Below are 13,440 nucleotides of genomic sequence, written 5' to 3'. Positions count from 1 at the left end.
CACGCGTACTCCAGCGGGACTTCGGTCGAGCGCCGTCACGTGTTGTAAGTAAGGATTTACCGGCTTATCGTGACGCCATGACCACCCTGACCTTTGATTCGGTGAATCCCGCGACCGGCGAGGTCGTGGGCACCCACCCCCGGCAATCCGCCCCGGCGGTCCACGACGCCGTCACGCGGGCCGAGGAGGCGGCCGGCTGGTGGGCGGCGTTGGCTCCCGCCGACCGCAGGCGCAGGCTGCTCGACTACAAGGCGGTCATCACCCAGAACCTGAGGCCGCTGGCCGAGCTGGTCCATCGAGAGACGGGCAAGCCGACCGCCGACGCCGTGCTGGAGATCGTCCTCACCATCACGCACCTCGACTGGGCCGCGCGCAACGCCGAGAAGGTGCTGGGCCGGCGCAGGGTCGCCACCGGCCTGATCGGCCTCAACCTGTCCGCCACGCTGGAGTACCTCCCCCTCGGCGTCGTCGGCGTGATCGGCCCGTGGAACTACCCCGTCTTCACCCCGATGGGCTCCATCTCCTACGCGCTGGCCGCGGGCAACGCCGTGGTGTTCAAGCCGAGCGAGCTCACCCCCGGCGTCGGCGTCCGGCTGGCGGAGCTGTTCGCCGACGCGGTGCCCGAGCACCCGGTCTTCCAGACGGTCACCGGGCTCGGGGAGACCGGCGCCGCGCTGGCGGGCGACCCGAGGGTGAAGAAGATCGCGTTCACCGGCTCCACCGCCACCGCCAAGCGCGTGATGGCCGCCTGCGCGGACAACCTCACCCCGATCGTCGCCGAGTGCGGCGGCAAGGACGCCTTCATCGTCGACGCCGACGCCGACCTCAGGGCCGCCGCCGACGCCTGCCTGTGGGGCGCGCTGTCCAACGCGGGGCAGACATGCGTGGGCGTGGAGCGCGTCTACGTCGTGGACCAGGTCTACGAGCCGTTCATGCGCGAGCTGAAGGATCTGGCCGCCACGGTCAAGGCGGGCGAGCACTACGGGCCGATCACCATGCCCGCCCAGCTCGACGTCATCAGGCGGCACATCGACGACGCGGTCAAGAACGGGAAGGCGGTCAAGGGCGGACCCGAGTCGGTGCGCGCGCCGTACGTGGACCCCGTCATCGTCGAGGATGTGCCCGAGGACTCCGCGGCGGTGCGCGAGGAGACCTTCGGCCCGACCATCACCGTGCGCAGGACCAAGGACGCGCAGGAGGCGCTGGAACTGGCCAACGCGTCCGCGTACGGGCTGGGCGGCACCATCTTCTCCCGGGACACACGCGGCGCGCTGCGGCTGGCCAGGCTCATGCGCAGCGGCGCGACCGCGATCAACTCGGTCATCTCGTTCGCGGGAGTGCCCTCGCTGCCCTTCGGCGGGGTCGGGGACTCCGGGTTCGGCAGGATCCACGGGGCCGACGGGCTGAGGGAGTTCGCCAGGCCCAAGGCCATCTCCCGCCAGCGGTTCGCACTGCCCGGAATGAACCTGACCTCCTTCTCCAGGGGGGCGGGAGAAGTTGAGCGACTGATCAGGATGGTGACCATCTTGCACGGGCGACGTAAACGCTAATGTAGACGCTCTTTCCCGAATGCGATCACCCATCCATAATTGTGGGTTCTGGGGGCTCACGATCATGCGGGAACGGGTGGAATGTGAACCGGTCTTACCGGGGAATGTCAGCCGAGCAAAGGCTGGCTGACAGGCGGGAGCGGCTGATGGCCGCCGCATACACGCTCTATGCGAAACCAGGATTCGCCGCCACGACGATCGAAAGGTTGTGCACGGAGGCGCGCATCTCCAATCGCGCCTTCTACGAATGTTTCGGCGGCAGGGAGGAGCTTCTCCAGGCCCTGCACGAGCGCTGCGTCGACGAAACGCTCGACGCGGTGTCGAAGGCCCTGCAGGAGGCCCCTCGGGAGCTCGACGAGCGCATCAGGGCGGGGATCGCCGGCTATATCGGTTTCGCCACGGCCGACTGGCGGCGCGCCCGCATCATGCACGTCGAAGTGCGCAGGTCGGGGGATGTGCTGACCGCGTCGAGACAGCGGGCGGTGGAGTCCTTCGCCCGCCTCGTCGAAGAGGTCGTGGACGTCTTTCCCGACCCCGCTCCCGTCAATCGGCACCTGCTCGTACTCGGCGCGATAGGAGCGTTACAGGAGCTACTGATCGAATGGGTGCTGGCAGAAGAGCCCCCCTCGATCGACGAACTCATCGGCGCGGCGGTCCATATCTTCCAGCGGTCCTTTTCGAACCTGTCGTGATCCGCCCGTGGCGAAATACCGAGCGTGTCGGGGGATAATCGCATGCGCATGGGCGAGGGCAGGGGCGGCTGATCGCACCCTGCCCTCGAATATGGCGTGACCTCCGGCGTACTCCCGACCGCCGGATGTCACTTTCAGGCCACCGCGGCCGCCGGCACCTCCACGCGCAACACTCGATTCAGCCGAGTCACCGCCAGCACCCGCATGATCCGTGGTGGCACTCCCCGAAGAACGAGGTGGCGTTCCGCGCTCAGCGCGCGACGATGCGTGCCCACGAGCACACCGAGACCAGTGGAGTCGATCATCTCCAGGTCGGAGAGGTCGACGATCAGGTCACCGGTGCCACTGTCGACCGCGTCGTGCAGATGCGGCCGAATGTCGGCAACGGTTCCCACATCGAGCCGATGCCCGACATGCACCACCTGTGCCCCCGGCTTCCCCTGGACCCGCATGCCACCTCCTCAGGTCACGCCGCCATTAAATCACGCAACGTAGTCATTCACTCTCGCAGGGTGAGAATCAACACACTCCAGCCACGTGTACGGTTACCCATTCAGAGCCAACCCATGTCCCTTGCCATCCGAATTGCGGTGATTCGGTTGCTGGCGCCCAGCTTGGTGATGGCGCTGGACAGGTAGTTGCGCACGGTTCCCTCGGTCAGATGCATGGCCGCGGCGATCTCCCCCACCGACGAACCCGTCGCCGCCAGCTCCAGCGCGCCCCGCTCACGCTCGGTCAGCGGGTTCTCCCCCGCCATCATCGCCGAGGCGGCCATCTCGGGGTCCAGATAGCGTCCGCCGTCGCGGACCTTCCTGATCGCCGCGGCCAGCTCGCTGGCGGAGGCGTCCTTGGGGATGAACCCGCGCACCCCCGCCGCCAGGGCCCTGCGCAGGTAGCCTGGCCTGCCGAAACTGGTGAGGATCACGATCGCCTGGCCGGGCAGCGCCTCGGCGACGCTCAGGCCGTCCATGCCGGGCATCTCGATGTCGAGGACGACCACGTCGGGCCGGTGCGCCTCGACCGCGGCCACCACCTGGTCGCCCCTGCCGACCTGGGTGACCACCTCGATGTCGGGCTCGAGGCCGAGCAGGGTGGCCAGCGCCTCGCGGATGAGGTGCTCGTCGTCGGCCAGCAACACCTTGATCATGCCGGAATCCTCGCGCTCACCGTGAACTCTCCGTCGTTCTGTCCCGCCGTCAGCACGCCGCCGAGCGCGGCGACCCGCTCGCTCATCCCCGCCAGACCGCTGCCCGCCGTACTCCTGGGCGGTTTGGGGTGGTCGTTGCTCACGGTCAGCTCCACCTGCCCGTCGCTCGAGGCGACCCTGATCCGGCAGCGGGTGGCGGCGCTGTGTCGCAGCACGTTGGTGCTGCTCTCGCGCACCAGCCAGGCCAGCAGCGTGCTCATCTCGTCGCTCAGCGCCGCCTCCGGCAGCTCCAGGGCGCAGCTGATGCCCGCGGCCTCCATGACCGCCCTGACGCTGCGCAGCTCCGCGTTGAGGTCGATCGTGCGGTAGCCGCGGACGACCGAGCGGATCTCCTTGAGCGACTCCCGCGCCAGCCTCCTGACCTCCATCATCTCCTCGGCCGCGGGGCCCGAGGCGAGACGGGCGGCCAGCTCGCTCTTGACCGCGATGGCGGAGAGGCTGTGCCCGACCACGTCGTGCAGGTCGCGCGAGAAGCGCAGCCGCTCCTCGGTGACCGCCAGCTTGGCCTGGGCGTCCCTGCCGTCGAGCGCCGCCTTGACCACCGTCCAGAACCAGAACTGGAAGCGGTTGAGCCACACCACCATGCTGATCGTCACGGCGTAGAAGACCACGCCGTAGGGCTGGAAGGCCGCGCACGCCCCCGTCGCGATCAGGGTCATCACCACCGCGGTGGACCTGGAGACGTGCAGGCCGGCGAGCGCCGCCCAGCCGAGCGCCGTCATCACGCCCGCGAACTCGGGTTCGCGGGTCATCACGAAGATCAACAGCGCCAGCACCCCTGTGACGATCACTTCGGTGCGGGCGTGGGTCCCCGCCACGGTGAGACTGGCGGCCCGCCAGTAGACGACCGTGAAGACGGCGGCCGCGACCGCCGCGACCACCAGCTGCCAGGGCGGCGGCGGGCCCGGCGCCGTCGCCGTCCAGAACAGGCCCACCCACGGCAGCAGAGCGCCCCCTGCGACGCTCCACTTGGTGGCTCGCCTGAGGCGCTCGTACTCGGTGCGGCTGTCGCTCATGGTGGGAGTCAACCTAGCTGTGCCTGGGATCCCAGCGGAACAGCCACTTCGCCAGCAGTCCGGCGACCACCAGCCAGGCGAGCAGCACGCCGATCCAGGGCAGCGCCGCGAGCCACGACCCGCCGCCGTAGCCCATGCGCATCATCTCCACGATCGGCGTCGTGGGCACCAGCCTGACGACGAAGGGCATCTTCGACAGCGGCACGATGAGCGGGGAGCCGAGCAGTGCCACGATCAGCACCGGCAGCACCGCGACCTGCGCGAGCTCGGCGTTCGGGGTGATCCCCGAGAAGGCCGCGGCCAGCAGCGCGAACACCGCCACGCCCAGCACCGCCGCCACCAGCATCATCGGCACGTTCTCCGGCAGCCCGCCGCCCCTGCGCTCGATCCACACCACCAGCAGCGCCACCTGCAGGACGAACACCGCCAACGCCGCCAGCCCCGCGCCGCCGAAGATGGCCACGGCCGAGCCCTGACCGCCGCGCAGCCGCTTGAGCACCAGCTCCTCGCGCCGCGCGGTGAAGGAGTTGACCAGGTTCATGAAGACCGCGAAGACCAGCATCACGCCCGGCAGGCCGGTCAGCACGAACGAGTCCTCTCCGCCCTGGGAGAGCATCAAGGCGAACAGCAGCGGCAGCAGCAGCACGTTGAACATCGCCGTCGTGTTGCGGCCGAGCAGCTTCAGATCCATCCTGGCCAGCCGTACGGCGTGCAGCGCGTCGGTCCTCATCGCTTCTCCTCCACCACTCGCAGGAAGGCGTCCTCGAGGGTGCCCCTGCGCACCTCGAGCCGCTCCAGGGTCAGATCGATCTCGTCGGCCCAGGCCAGCAACGACCTCAGGGCGGGGTGCGACTCGCCGCGCAGCGTGTAGACGACGTGACCGCGCTCGACCACGGGGGCCGCGCCGTCGAGGAACGGCGGCTCGGCGGGCCGTGGCAGCCTGAAGGAGATCTGGTCGCCCGTCGTGGCCACGACCTCGTCCACCGTGCCGTAGGTGTGGATCACGCCCTCGTGCATGATGGCGAGCCGGTCGGCCAGGCGCTCGGCCTCTTCCAGGTAGTGCGTGGTGAGCAGCACGGTGGTGCCGCGCTCCTTGAGACCCCTGATGACCTCCCAGGTGGCCTGCCTCGCCTCGGGATCCATGCCCGTAGTCGGCTCGTCCAGGAAGAGCACCTCGGGGCGCGAGAGCACCGCGAGCGCGAGGTCCAGCCGGCGCTTCTGCCCGCCCGAGAGCTGCCTGACCCTGGTCCTGGCCTTGCTCGACAGTCCCACCTGCTCCAGGACGTCCTCCTTCGCCGGCTCGCGGCCCGCGTCGGCGCTCATCCCCCGCCAGACGTCGACGGTCTCGGCGACGGTCAGATCGCCGAGGAAGCCCGCCTCCTGCAGCATGATCCCGATGCGCGGGCGCAGCGCCCTGCGCTGTCGCACCGGGTCGAGCCCGAGCACCCGGACCATGCCGTCGCTCGCCCCGGTGAACCCCTCCAGGACCTCCATCGTGGTGGTCTTGCCCGCGCCGTTGGTGCCGAGCAGCGCGAACAGCTCCCCGTGCGAGACCTCGAAGGAGATGCCCCGCACCGCTTCGAAGCGCCCGTAGCGCTGCCGCAGCCCCGCGACCTCGATCGCCGGTCCGCCCACCGCCCCGCGCTCCGCGGTGCCCGCCGTCTGTGTCGTCCTCATGCCGTCAAGCCTGCTGTGTCGGCCTTCCTCCCTGTAGTCGCCGATATCACCGACCGCAGATGAAGATCGCGCCGGGTGCGCATGACATCTGTCATGCCGCGGGGAACCGTCTGCGATGCTGGGGTCATGACGCGCGCAGACAAGGACAAGCCGGTCGTCCTCTCCAGGATCTACACCCGGACCGGCGACGACGGCACGACCGCGCTCAGCGACCTGAGCCGTACCTCGAAGACCGACCCGAGGCTCGCCGCCTACGCCGACGCCGAGGAGGCCAACGCCGCCATCGGCCTGGCCCTGGCGTACGGCACGCTCTCCCCCGAGATCGTGGCGGTGCTGGGCAGGGTCCAGAACGAGCTGTTCGACCTCGGCGCCGACCTGGCCACGCCCGCCGTCGACACCCCGGAGTTCCCTCCGCTACGGGTCGAGCCCTCGTACATCGCGTGGCTGGAAGAGCAGTGTGACCGCTTCAACGCCGAGCTGAAGCCCCTGCGCAGCTTCATCCTGCCCGGCGGCGACCCCGCGACGGCACAGTTGCACGTGGCCCGCGTGACGGTGCGCCGCGCCGAGCGCTCGGCCTGGGCGGCCATGCAGGTCTACCAGGACATCAGCCCGCTGCCGGCGACCTACCTCAACCGCCTGTCCGACCTGCTGTTCATCCTGTGCAGGACGGCGCACAACGGCACCGAGATCCTGTGGAAGCCGGGGGGCACGCGCTAGCGGAGCGCCGGGACGGTGTGTCAGGCGACGTCGAGATAGGCGCTCGGCGGCGCCGACTCCAGCCAGGCCAGGAACCCGGTCAGCGCGTCCTCCGACATCGCCAGGGAGACGGGCCCGCAGTCGACGGCCCACAGACCGCCGTCGATGCGGCGGCGGCTGGAAACGGTCAGGCCGCGCCTCGCGATCGCGTGGCGCGGCCTGAACAGCACACCTATGAGGGGGATCCAGTGGAGCTCCCCGTCGGCGTAGCGGGCTACTCCGCTGCGCCAGCTATGGGAGCCGACCCTGAGACGACACGGCACGCTCCCGCGGGAGCGTGCCAGCGCGAAACCGCGGATCAGCAGGAGAGCCGCGACCAGGAGGGCAGCGAGCAGTGCGTCCGTAAGAATCGTCAGCATCGCCGCCCCCGCCGGTTGTGAAAGATCAGACGTCCTCGCCGGCGGCGCGCAGCCGGGCCTTGGCACGCTTGGCCTCGACCGCCGCGTCGGCGTCATCCTGGTTCGCCTCGACCGAGGCCTGCGCCCTGGCCAGAGCGTCGCGGGCAGCCGCGACGTCCACCTCGGAGCCCAGCTCGGCCGCCTCGGCCAGCACGGACACCTCGTTGTCGGCCACGGAGATGAACCCGCCGTGCACCGCGGCCACGAGGTCGTCCTCGCCGCCGCCGCGCTTCACACGCAGGACCCCGCCCTCGACGAGTACGCCGAGCACCGGTGCGTGTTGAGGCATAATACCGATCTCGCCGTCCACGGTCTTGGCAATCACCATGTCGGCCTCGCCCGACCAGATCTCACGCTCCGGTGAGACGACCCCTACCCGTAGCTTCGCCACTTGTGTAGGTTCCTTTCCGATCAGATGCCGGTATCAGCACGAGGTGCTGATACCGGCACCGAAGGCGATTACTTGGAGAGTTCCTTGGCCTTGGCGACGGCCTGCTCGATGCCGCCGACCATGTAGAACGCCTGCTCGGGCAGGTGGTCGTAGTCGCCGGCGCACAGCCCCTTGAAGGAGGCGATGGTCTCGTCCAGCGGCACGTTCTCGCCCGGCTGACCGGTGAACGCCTCGGCGGCGTACATCGGGTGGGAGAGGAAACGCTCGATGCGACGGGCGCGCTGAACGGTGACCTTGTCCTCTTCGGACAGCTCGTCGATACCGAGGATCGCGATGATGTCCTGGAGCTCGCGGTACTTCTGCAGGATCCGCTTGGTCTCCTGGGCCACCGCGTAGTGCTCGGCGCCCACGATCTGCGGGTCGAGGATACGCGAGGTGGAGTCGAGCGGGTCCACCGCGGGGTAGATGCCCTTCTCCGAGATCGGCCGCGAGAGCACGGTCTGCGCGTCGAGGTGCGCGAACGCGTTGTGCGGGGCCGGGTCGGTGATGTCGTCCGCGGGCACGTAGATCGCCTGCATCGAGGTGATCGAGTGACCACGCGTCGAGGTGATGCGCTCCTGGAGCACACCCATCTCGTCGGCCAGCGTGGGCTGGTAACCCACGGCGGACGGCATGCGGCCGAGGAGGGTGGAGACCTCCGAACCGGCCTGCGTGAAGCGGAAGATGTTGTCGATGAACAGAAGCACGTCCTGCTTCTGCACGTCGCGGAAGTACTCCGCCATGGTCAGCGCGGAGAGCGCGACGCGAAGACGCGTGCCCGGCGGCTCGTCCATCTGACCGAAGACGAGGGCGGTGTCCTTGAGGACGTCCGCCTCCTCCATCTCCAGCCAGAGGTCGTTGCCCTCACGGGTACGCTCACCGACGCCCGCGAAGCAGGAGGTGCCACCGAAGTTACGAGCGACTCGGCGGATCATCTCCTGGATCAGAACGGTCTTGCCGACACCGGCGCCACCGAACAGACCGATCTTCCCACCCTGCACGTACGGCGTGAGCAGGTCGATGACCTTGATGCCGGTGACCAGCATCTCGGTGCGGGACTCGAGCTGGTCGAAGGCCGGAGCCGGACGGTGGATGCCCCACTTCTCGTTGATCTGGAGCGAGGCGGTCGGCACGTCCAGGGACTCGCCGAGCGCGTTCCACACGTGGCCCTTGACGACGTCGCCGACCGGCACCGAGATGGGCTGGCCGCTGTCGACGACGGGCGTGCCGCGGACGACGCCGTCGGTGGGCTGCATGGAGATGGCCCTGACGATGTTGTCGCCGAGGTGCTGGGCGACCTCAAGGGTCAGCGTCTTGGTCTCGCCGCCGAGGGTGACCTCGACGTTGAGGGCGTTGTAGATCTCGGGCATGGCCTCGACGGGGAACTCCACGTCGACGACGGGACCCGTGACGCGAGCCACGCGGCCCGTGCCGGTCGTGGTCTCAACAGTCTCTGCAGTCATTTCACTCTTTCCCCGCTGCGGCGTCAGCCAGCGCGTTGGCGCCACCGACGATCTCGCTGATTTCCTGGGTGATCTCGGCCTGGCGAGCCTGGTTCATCTGCATGGTGAACACGCGGATCAGCTCGTTGGCGTTGTCCGTCGCCGACTTCATGGCCCGGCGACGCGATGCCTCTTCCGACGCCGCCGCCTGGAGCAGCGCGCTGAAGATGCGCGACTCCACGTAACGCGGCAGCAGTGAGTCGAGGACGTCGCCCGCGGTGGGCTCGAACTCGAAGTACGGCGGGATCGTCTCGGACGTGTCCGCCTCGGACTCCTCGACCTCCAGCGGCAGCACGCGCTTGACCACGACGTTCTGCGTCAGCATCGAGATGAACTCGGTCGAGACGATGTGGATCTCGTCGATCCCGTTGTCGTCCTTGAACGCGTCGATCAGCGTGTTCGCGATCTCCTTGGCGTCGCCGTAGCTCGGCTTCCTGGAGAAGCCGACCCACTGGCCACCCATCTCCCTGTGACGGAAGGTGTGCCAGGTGACGCCCTTGCGACCCGTGACGAAGGGCACCACAGTCAGGCCGCGCTCTTCGAGCAAGCCGCGCAGGGCCTCGGCCTCACGCAGGATGTTCGCGTTGTAGCCACCGCAGAAGCCGCTGTCGCTGGTCACGATCAGCACACCGGCGCGAGCCGGCTTCTCCTTGACGACGGTCAGCGGATGGTCGATGGCGCCGGTGTTGCTGACGACGCCCGTGACGGCGCGAGTGATCTCACGCTCGTACGGCACGGCCGCCTGCATCCGCTGTTGCGCCCTCGCGATCCGTGAGGAGGCGATGAGCTCCTGGGCGCGCGTGATCTTGGCGGTCGACTTGACCGACTTGATCCGCCGCCTCAGCAGCCTTAGCTGGGCACCCATCGGCTACTTCTTCTCTGCCGGGCGGACGACCTTGCGGATCTTCTCCTGGCCGACCTCGTCCGCGCCGAGCGCCGCGACGGGCTCGTCGTGGATGAGCAGCTCGCCGTCGGACGTGGTGAAGCCCTTCTTGAACTCCGTGATGGCGTCCTTGAGGGCGGTCACCGTGTCGTCGGACAGATCCCTGGTCTCACGGATGGCGTCGAAGACGCCCTTGTGACCGGTCTGCAGGTAGTCGAGGAACTCCGCCTCGAACCGGCGGATGTCGCCGACCGGGACCTCGTCGAGCTCGCCGGTGGTGCCGGCCCAGACCGAGACGACCTGCCTCTCGACGGAGAAGGGGGAGTACTGCGCCTGCTTGAGCAGCTCGACCAGACGCTGACCACGCTCCAGCTGGGCGCGGGAGGCCGCGTCCAGGTCGGAGGCGAAGGAGGCGAAGGCCTCCAGGTCGCGGTACTGCGACAGCGACAGACGCAGCGTGCCGGCGACCTTCTTCATCGCCTTGATCTGCGCCGAGCCACCGACTCGGGAGACCGACACACCGACGTTGATCGCCGGACGCACACCCGCGTTGAACAGGTCGGTCTCGAGGAAGCACTGGCCGTCGGTGATGGAGATGACGTTGGTGGGGATGAACGCCGAGACGTCGTTGCCCTTGGTCTCGATGATCGGCAGACCGGTCATCGAGCCGCCACCCATGTCGTCCGACAGCTTCGCGCAACGCTCGAGCAGACGCGAGTGCAAGTAGAAGACGTCGCCGGGGAAGGCCTCACGGCCCGGCGGGCGGCGCAGCAGCAGCGAGACCGCACGGTAGGCGTCGGCCTGCTTGGTCAGGTCGTCGAAGATGATCAGGACGTGCTTGCCCTGGTACATCCAGTGCTGCCCGATGGCAGAGCCGGTGTAGGGGGCGACGTACTTGAAGCCGGCCGCGTCCGAGGCGGGGGCGGCGACGATGGTGGTGTACTCCATCGCGCCCGCCTCCTCGAGGCGAGCCTTGACCTGCGCGATCGTCGAGCCCTTCTGGCCGACGGCGACGTAGACGCAGCGAACCTGCTTCGAGGCGTCGCCGGTCAGCCAGTTCTCGCGCTGGTTGAGGATGGTGTCGACGGCCAGGGCGGTCTTGCCCGTGCCACGGTCACCGATGATCAGCTGGCGCTGGCCGCGGCCGACGGGCGTCATGGCGTCGATCGCCTTGAGGCCGGTCTGCAGCGGCTCCTTCACCGGCTGGCGCTGGACGACACTGGGCGCCTGCAGCTCGAGGGCGCGACGGCCCTCTGCCTCGATCGCGCCCTTGCCGTCGAGCGGGTTGCCCAGGGGGTCGACCACGCGGCCGAGGAAGTTGTCGCCGATGGGCACCGACAGGACCTCGCCGGTCCTGCGGACCGTCTGGCCCTCCTCGATCTTGCTGAAGTCGCCCAGGATAACGACACCGATTTCACGGGTGTCGAGGTTCAGTGCCAGGCCGCGCGTGCCGTCCTCGAACTCGAGCAGCTCGTTCGCCATCGCCGAGGGAAGGCCGGAGACATGGGCGATGCCGTCGCCACAGTCGACGACGGTCCCGATCTCCTCGCGCGCGGCGCCTTCCGGTTCGTACGCCTGGACGAAGCGCTCAAGCGCGTCCCGGATCTCGTCCGGCCGGATCGTAAGCTCCGCCATCTCTTCTCTGTCTCCCTATTCGCCTAGCCGGCCAACCGGCGGCGGACTTCTTCGATTCGTCCCGCGATGGTGGTGTCGATGACCTCGTCGCCGATGCGAACCGAGAAACCACCGAGCACTCGCGGGTCCACCTCGACGTTCACGTGAACGTCACGGCCATAGGAGGTGCGCAGCCACGCACCCAGACGTTGCTTCTGCTCGTCGGTCAGCGCCACAGCGCTGCGGACCACCGCCACCAGACGCTGGCGCTGCGCTGCGACGAGGCCGGCGTACTGCTCCAGCCCTGTCTCCAGGCTACGTCCTCGCGGATGCACTGACAGCTGCGTGATGAGACGCAGGCTGGAGGGGGCGACCTTGCCACCGAGCAGATCCGTCAGCAGCCGCTCCTTGCCTCCGGCCGGCGCGGCCGGGTCGGCGAGCGCGCGGCGCAGGTCGGGATTGGCGGCGACGAGGCGGCCGAAGCGGAAGAGCTCGTCCTCCACGTCGTCCAAACGCCCTTCGGACTCGGCCTGCGCGGCCGAGGCGACGACGCTGAGCCGCTCGAGCGAGTCGGCGAGGTCGCCGGGGCGCGACCACTTGGCCTCGGCCGCCGCGATGACGGTCTCCAGCGCGGCCTCGCTGACCTTGCCTTCGAGCAGCATGCGGACGACCTGGGCCTTCTGGGCCGCGGGCCGCGCCGGGTCCGACAGGCTCCGGCGCAGGCCGTGCTCGCGGTCGAGCAGGTCCGCGACGGAGCTGAGGTCCTCAGCCAGGCGTCCGAAGTCCGCCGAGGCCGCCACAGCGTTGAAGCGCTCCTCGACAGCGGCCAGCGAACTCCTGCTCAGGCCACGCATCAGCGCACCGCCTGCGCAGAGGAGCTCTCCAGCTCGTCGAGGAACCTGTCGACGGTGCGACGCTGACGCGCCTCGTCCTCGAGGGACTCGCCGACGATGCGGGTGGCGAGGTCGGTCGACAGGCGGCCGATCTCGGTACGCAGCTGGGCGAACGCCAGCTGGCGGTCGGCCTCGATCTGCGTGTGCGCCGCCTCGACGATGCGGCGCGCCTCGGCCTGAGCCTCCTCGCGGAGCTCGGCCTTGATCTGGGCGCCCTGCTCGCGGGCCTCCTCGCGAAGGCGAGACGCCTCGTGCCTGGCCTCGGCCAGCTGGTCGCGGTACTGCTTCAGCAGCGCCTGCGCCTCGGCCTGGGCGTCCTCCGCCCTCTTGATGCCGCCCTCGATCGCGTCGGTCCGCTCGACCAGAGTCTTCTGGATGCGCGGGGTGAGGATCTTGCCGACGACGAGAAAAACGGCGAAGAACGCGAAGATGCCCACGACCAGCTCGTACACGTGCGGAAGGAGCGGGTTAGCGCCGCCCTCCGCCGCGAGGAGCGAAGCTGCCGTATTCATGGATGCAGCCTTTCGTCAGGGTACTTCTGGATCGTCAGATGGCCTGGAAGATGAACGGGGCGACCAGACCGATCAGGGCGAGGGCCTCGGTAAGAACGAAGCCGAGGAGCATGTTCTGACGGATCAGGCCGTAGGCCTCGGGCTGACGCGCGATGGCCTGCACGCCCTGACCGAAGATGATGCCGACGCCGATGCCGGGGCCGATGGCGGCGAGACCGTAGCCGATGGCGGTGACGTTGCCGGAGACCTCAGCGAGAAGGCTCATTGCTGTTTTCCTTTACTTGGTCGGCCGGTGATGCGGTGTATCACC

16 protein-coding genes are annotated in these 13,440 nt (G+C 68.8%); 3 read left to right on the top strand and 13 right to left on the bottom strand.

Features of this window, described 5'->3' with window-relative positions; all coding sequences use genetic code 11:
* The first annotated feature begins 77 nt into the window (after positions 1-77).
* Positions 78-1,550: an aldehyde dehydrogenase family protein gene (locus tag H4W81_RS44590; protein ID WP_192780317.1), complete on the top strand. Its 1,473-nt coding sequence runs from the start codon at positions 78-80 to the stop codon at positions 1,548-1,550.
* 146 nt (positions 1,551-1,696) lie between these two features.
* A complete protein-coding gene (locus H4W81_RS44585) occupies positions 1,697-2,242 on the top strand; it encodes a TetR/AcrR family transcriptional regulator (RefSeq protein WP_264083230.1) in 546 nt (181 codons plus the stop codon).
* Between the two features lie 134 nt (positions 2,243-2,376).
* Here the strand turns inward: H4W81_RS44585 and H4W81_RS44580 are convergent, their stop codons facing one another.
* The 5 genes from H4W81_RS44580 to H4W81_RS44560 form a co-directional block, all read right to left on the bottom strand.
* Entirely contained in the window at positions 2,377-2,694 is a 318-nt protein-coding gene (locus H4W81_RS44580) for an STAS domain-containing protein (RefSeq protein WP_192780315.1), read from the bottom strand.
* 101 nt (positions 2,695-2,795) lie between these two features.
* Positions 2,796-3,389: a response regulator transcription factor gene (locus tag H4W81_RS44575; protein ID WP_192780314.1), complete on the bottom strand. Its 594-nt coding sequence runs from the start codon at positions 3,387-3,389 to the stop codon at positions 2,796-2,798.
* Positions 3,386-4,465 carry a sensor histidine kinase gene (locus tag H4W81_RS44570; RefSeq protein ID WP_192780313.1) on the bottom strand — a complete coding sequence of 360 codons (1,080 nt, stop codon included), beginning with the start codon at positions 4,463-4,465 and terminating at the stop codon, positions 3,386-3,388. Before H4W81_RS44570 ends, H4W81_RS44575 begins: the two co-directional genes overlap by 4 nt.
* 13 nt (positions 4,466-4,478) lie before the next feature.
* Entirely contained in the window at positions 4,479-5,195 is a 717-nt protein-coding gene (locus tag H4W81_RS44565) for an ABC transporter permease (protein ID WP_192780312.1), read from the bottom strand.
* Positions 5,192-6,142, bottom strand: a complete 951-nt coding sequence (locus H4W81_RS44560; RefSeq protein WP_192780311.1) for an ABC transporter ATP-binding protein — start codon at positions 6,140-6,142, stop codon at positions 5,192-5,194. The genes H4W81_RS44565 and H4W81_RS44560 overlap by 4 nt, the downstream gene beginning before the upstream one ends.
* A 126-nt stretch (positions 6,143-6,268) precedes the next feature.
* Between H4W81_RS44560 and H4W81_RS44555 the strand changes: the two genes are divergently transcribed.
* Positions 6,269-6,859 carry a cob(I)yrinic acid a,c-diamide adenosyltransferase gene (locus H4W81_RS44555; protein ID WP_192780310.1) on the top strand — a complete coding sequence of 197 codons (591 nt, stop codon included), beginning with the start codon at positions 6,269-6,271 and terminating at the stop codon, positions 6,857-6,859.
* Between the two features lie 20 nt (positions 6,860-6,879).
* On the opposite strand, the gene H4W81_RS44550 is transcribed toward H4W81_RS44555, so the two are convergent.
* The 8 genes from H4W81_RS44550 to atpE form a co-directional block, all read right to left on the bottom strand.
* The gene (locus H4W81_RS44550) at positions 6,880-7,257 is read right to left on the bottom strand and encodes a DUF2550 domain-containing protein (RefSeq protein WP_225959085.1); all 378 of its coding nucleotides are present in this window, start codon (positions 7,255-7,257) and stop codon (positions 6,880-6,882) included.
* Between the two features lie 25 nt (positions 7,258-7,282).
* A complete protein-coding gene (locus tag H4W81_RS44545; RefSeq protein ID WP_192780309.1) occupies positions 7,283-7,687 on the bottom strand; it encodes a F0F1 ATP synthase subunit epsilon in 405 nt (134 codons plus the stop codon).
* Between the two features lie 68 nt (positions 7,688-7,755).
* Positions 7,756-9,189, bottom strand: coding sequence for a F0F1 ATP synthase subunit beta (atpD, locus tag H4W81_RS44540; protein ID WP_192780308.1), 1,434 nt, complete (start codon positions 9,187-9,189; stop codon positions 7,756-7,758).
* Between the two features lies 1 nt (position 9,190).
* Positions 9,191-10,093 (bottom strand): F0F1 ATP synthase subunit gamma, encoded by a 903-nt coding sequence (locus tag H4W81_RS44535; RefSeq protein ID WP_192780307.1) that lies wholly within the window; start codon positions 10,091-10,093, stop codon positions 9,191-9,193.
* A gap of 3 nt (positions 10,094-10,096) precedes the next feature.
* Positions 10,097-11,746, bottom strand: coding sequence for a F0F1 ATP synthase subunit alpha (atpA, locus tag H4W81_RS44530; RefSeq protein ID WP_192780306.1), 1,650 nt, complete (start codon positions 11,744-11,746; stop codon positions 10,097-10,099).
* 23 nt (positions 11,747-11,769) lie between these two features.
* Positions 11,770-12,579 carry a F0F1 ATP synthase subunit delta gene (locus tag H4W81_RS44525; RefSeq protein WP_192780305.1) on the bottom strand — a complete coding sequence of 270 codons (810 nt, stop codon included), beginning with the start codon at positions 12,577-12,579 and terminating at the stop codon, positions 11,770-11,772.
* The gene (locus H4W81_RS44520; RefSeq protein ID WP_192780304.1) at positions 12,579-13,130 is read right to left on the bottom strand and encodes a F0F1 ATP synthase subunit B; all 552 of its coding nucleotides are present in this window, start codon (positions 13,128-13,130) and stop codon (positions 12,579-12,581) included. Before H4W81_RS44520 ends, H4W81_RS44525 begins: the two co-directional genes overlap by 1 nt.
* A 34-nt stretch (positions 13,131-13,164) precedes the next feature.
* Positions 13,165-13,395, bottom strand: coding sequence for an ATP synthase F0 subunit C (gene atpE, locus H4W81_RS44515; RefSeq protein ID WP_183649102.1), 231 nt, complete (start codon positions 13,393-13,395; stop codon positions 13,165-13,167).
* Positions 13,396-13,440: the final 45 nt, after the last annotated feature.

The sequence above is a fragment of the Nonomuraea africana genome, assembly GCF_014873535.1.
Lineage (GTDB): Bacteria > Actinomycetota > Actinomycetes > Streptosporangiales > Streptosporangiaceae > Nonomuraea > Nonomuraea africana.
Note: the sequence above shows the minus strand (reverse complement) of the source record. Positions and strands in the feature narration are given on the sequence as shown.

Coding starts and splice junctions, on each gene's coding strand:
- H4W81_RS44590 (WP_192780317.1), top strand. CDS start 78: ATGACCACCCTGACCTTTGATTCGGTGAATCCCGCGACCGGCGAGGTC.
- H4W81_RS44585 (WP_264083230.1), top strand. CDS start 1,697: ATGGCCGCCGCATACACGCTCTATGCGAAACCAGGATTCGCCGCCACG.
- H4W81_RS44580 (WP_192780315.1), bottom strand. CDS start 2,694: ATGCGGGTCCAGGGGAAGCCGGGGGCACAGGTGGTGCATGTCGGGCAT.
- H4W81_RS44575 (WP_192780314.1), bottom strand. CDS start 3,389: ATGATCAAGGTGTTGCTGGCCGACGACGAGCACCTCATCCGCGAGGCG.
- H4W81_RS44570 (WP_192780313.1), bottom strand. CDS start 4,465: ATGAGCGACAGCCGCACCGAGTACGAGCGCCTCAGGCGAGCCACCAAG.
- H4W81_RS44565 (WP_192780312.1), bottom strand. CDS start 5,195: ATGAGGACCGACGCGCTGCACGCCGTACGGCTGGCCAGGATGGATCTG.
- H4W81_RS44560 (WP_192780311.1), bottom strand. CDS start 6,142: ATGAGGACGACACAGACGGCGGGCACCGCGGAGCGCGGGGCGGTGGGC.
- H4W81_RS44555 (WP_192780310.1), top strand. CDS start 6,269: ATGACGCGCGCAGACAAGGACAAGCCGGTCGTCCTCTCCAGGATCTAC.
- H4W81_RS44550 (WP_225959085.1), bottom strand. CDS start 7,257: ATGCTGACGATTCTTACGGACGCACTGCTCGCTGCCCTCCTGGTCGCG.
- atpD (WP_192780308.1), bottom strand. CDS start 9,189: ATGACTGCAGAGACTGTTGAGACCACGACCGGCACGGGCCGCGTGGCT.
- H4W81_RS44535 (WP_192780307.1), bottom strand. CDS start 10,093: ATGGGTGCCCAGCTAAGGCTGCTGAGGCGGCGGATCAAGTCGGTCAAG.
- atpA (WP_192780306.1), bottom strand. CDS start 11,746: ATGGCGGAGCTTACGATCCGGCCGGACGAGATCCGGGACGCGCTTGAG.
- H4W81_RS44525 (WP_192780305.1), bottom strand. CDS start 12,579: ATGCGTGGCCTGAGCAGGAGTTCGCTGGCCGCTGTCGAGGAGCGCTTC.
- H4W81_RS44520 (WP_192780304.1), bottom strand. CDS start 13,130: ATGAATACGGCAGCTTCGCTCCTCGCGGCGGAGGGCGGCGCTAACCCG.
- atpE (WP_183649102.1), bottom strand. CDS start 13,395: ATGAGCCTTCTCGCTGAGGTCTCCGGCAACGTCACCGCCATCGGCTAC.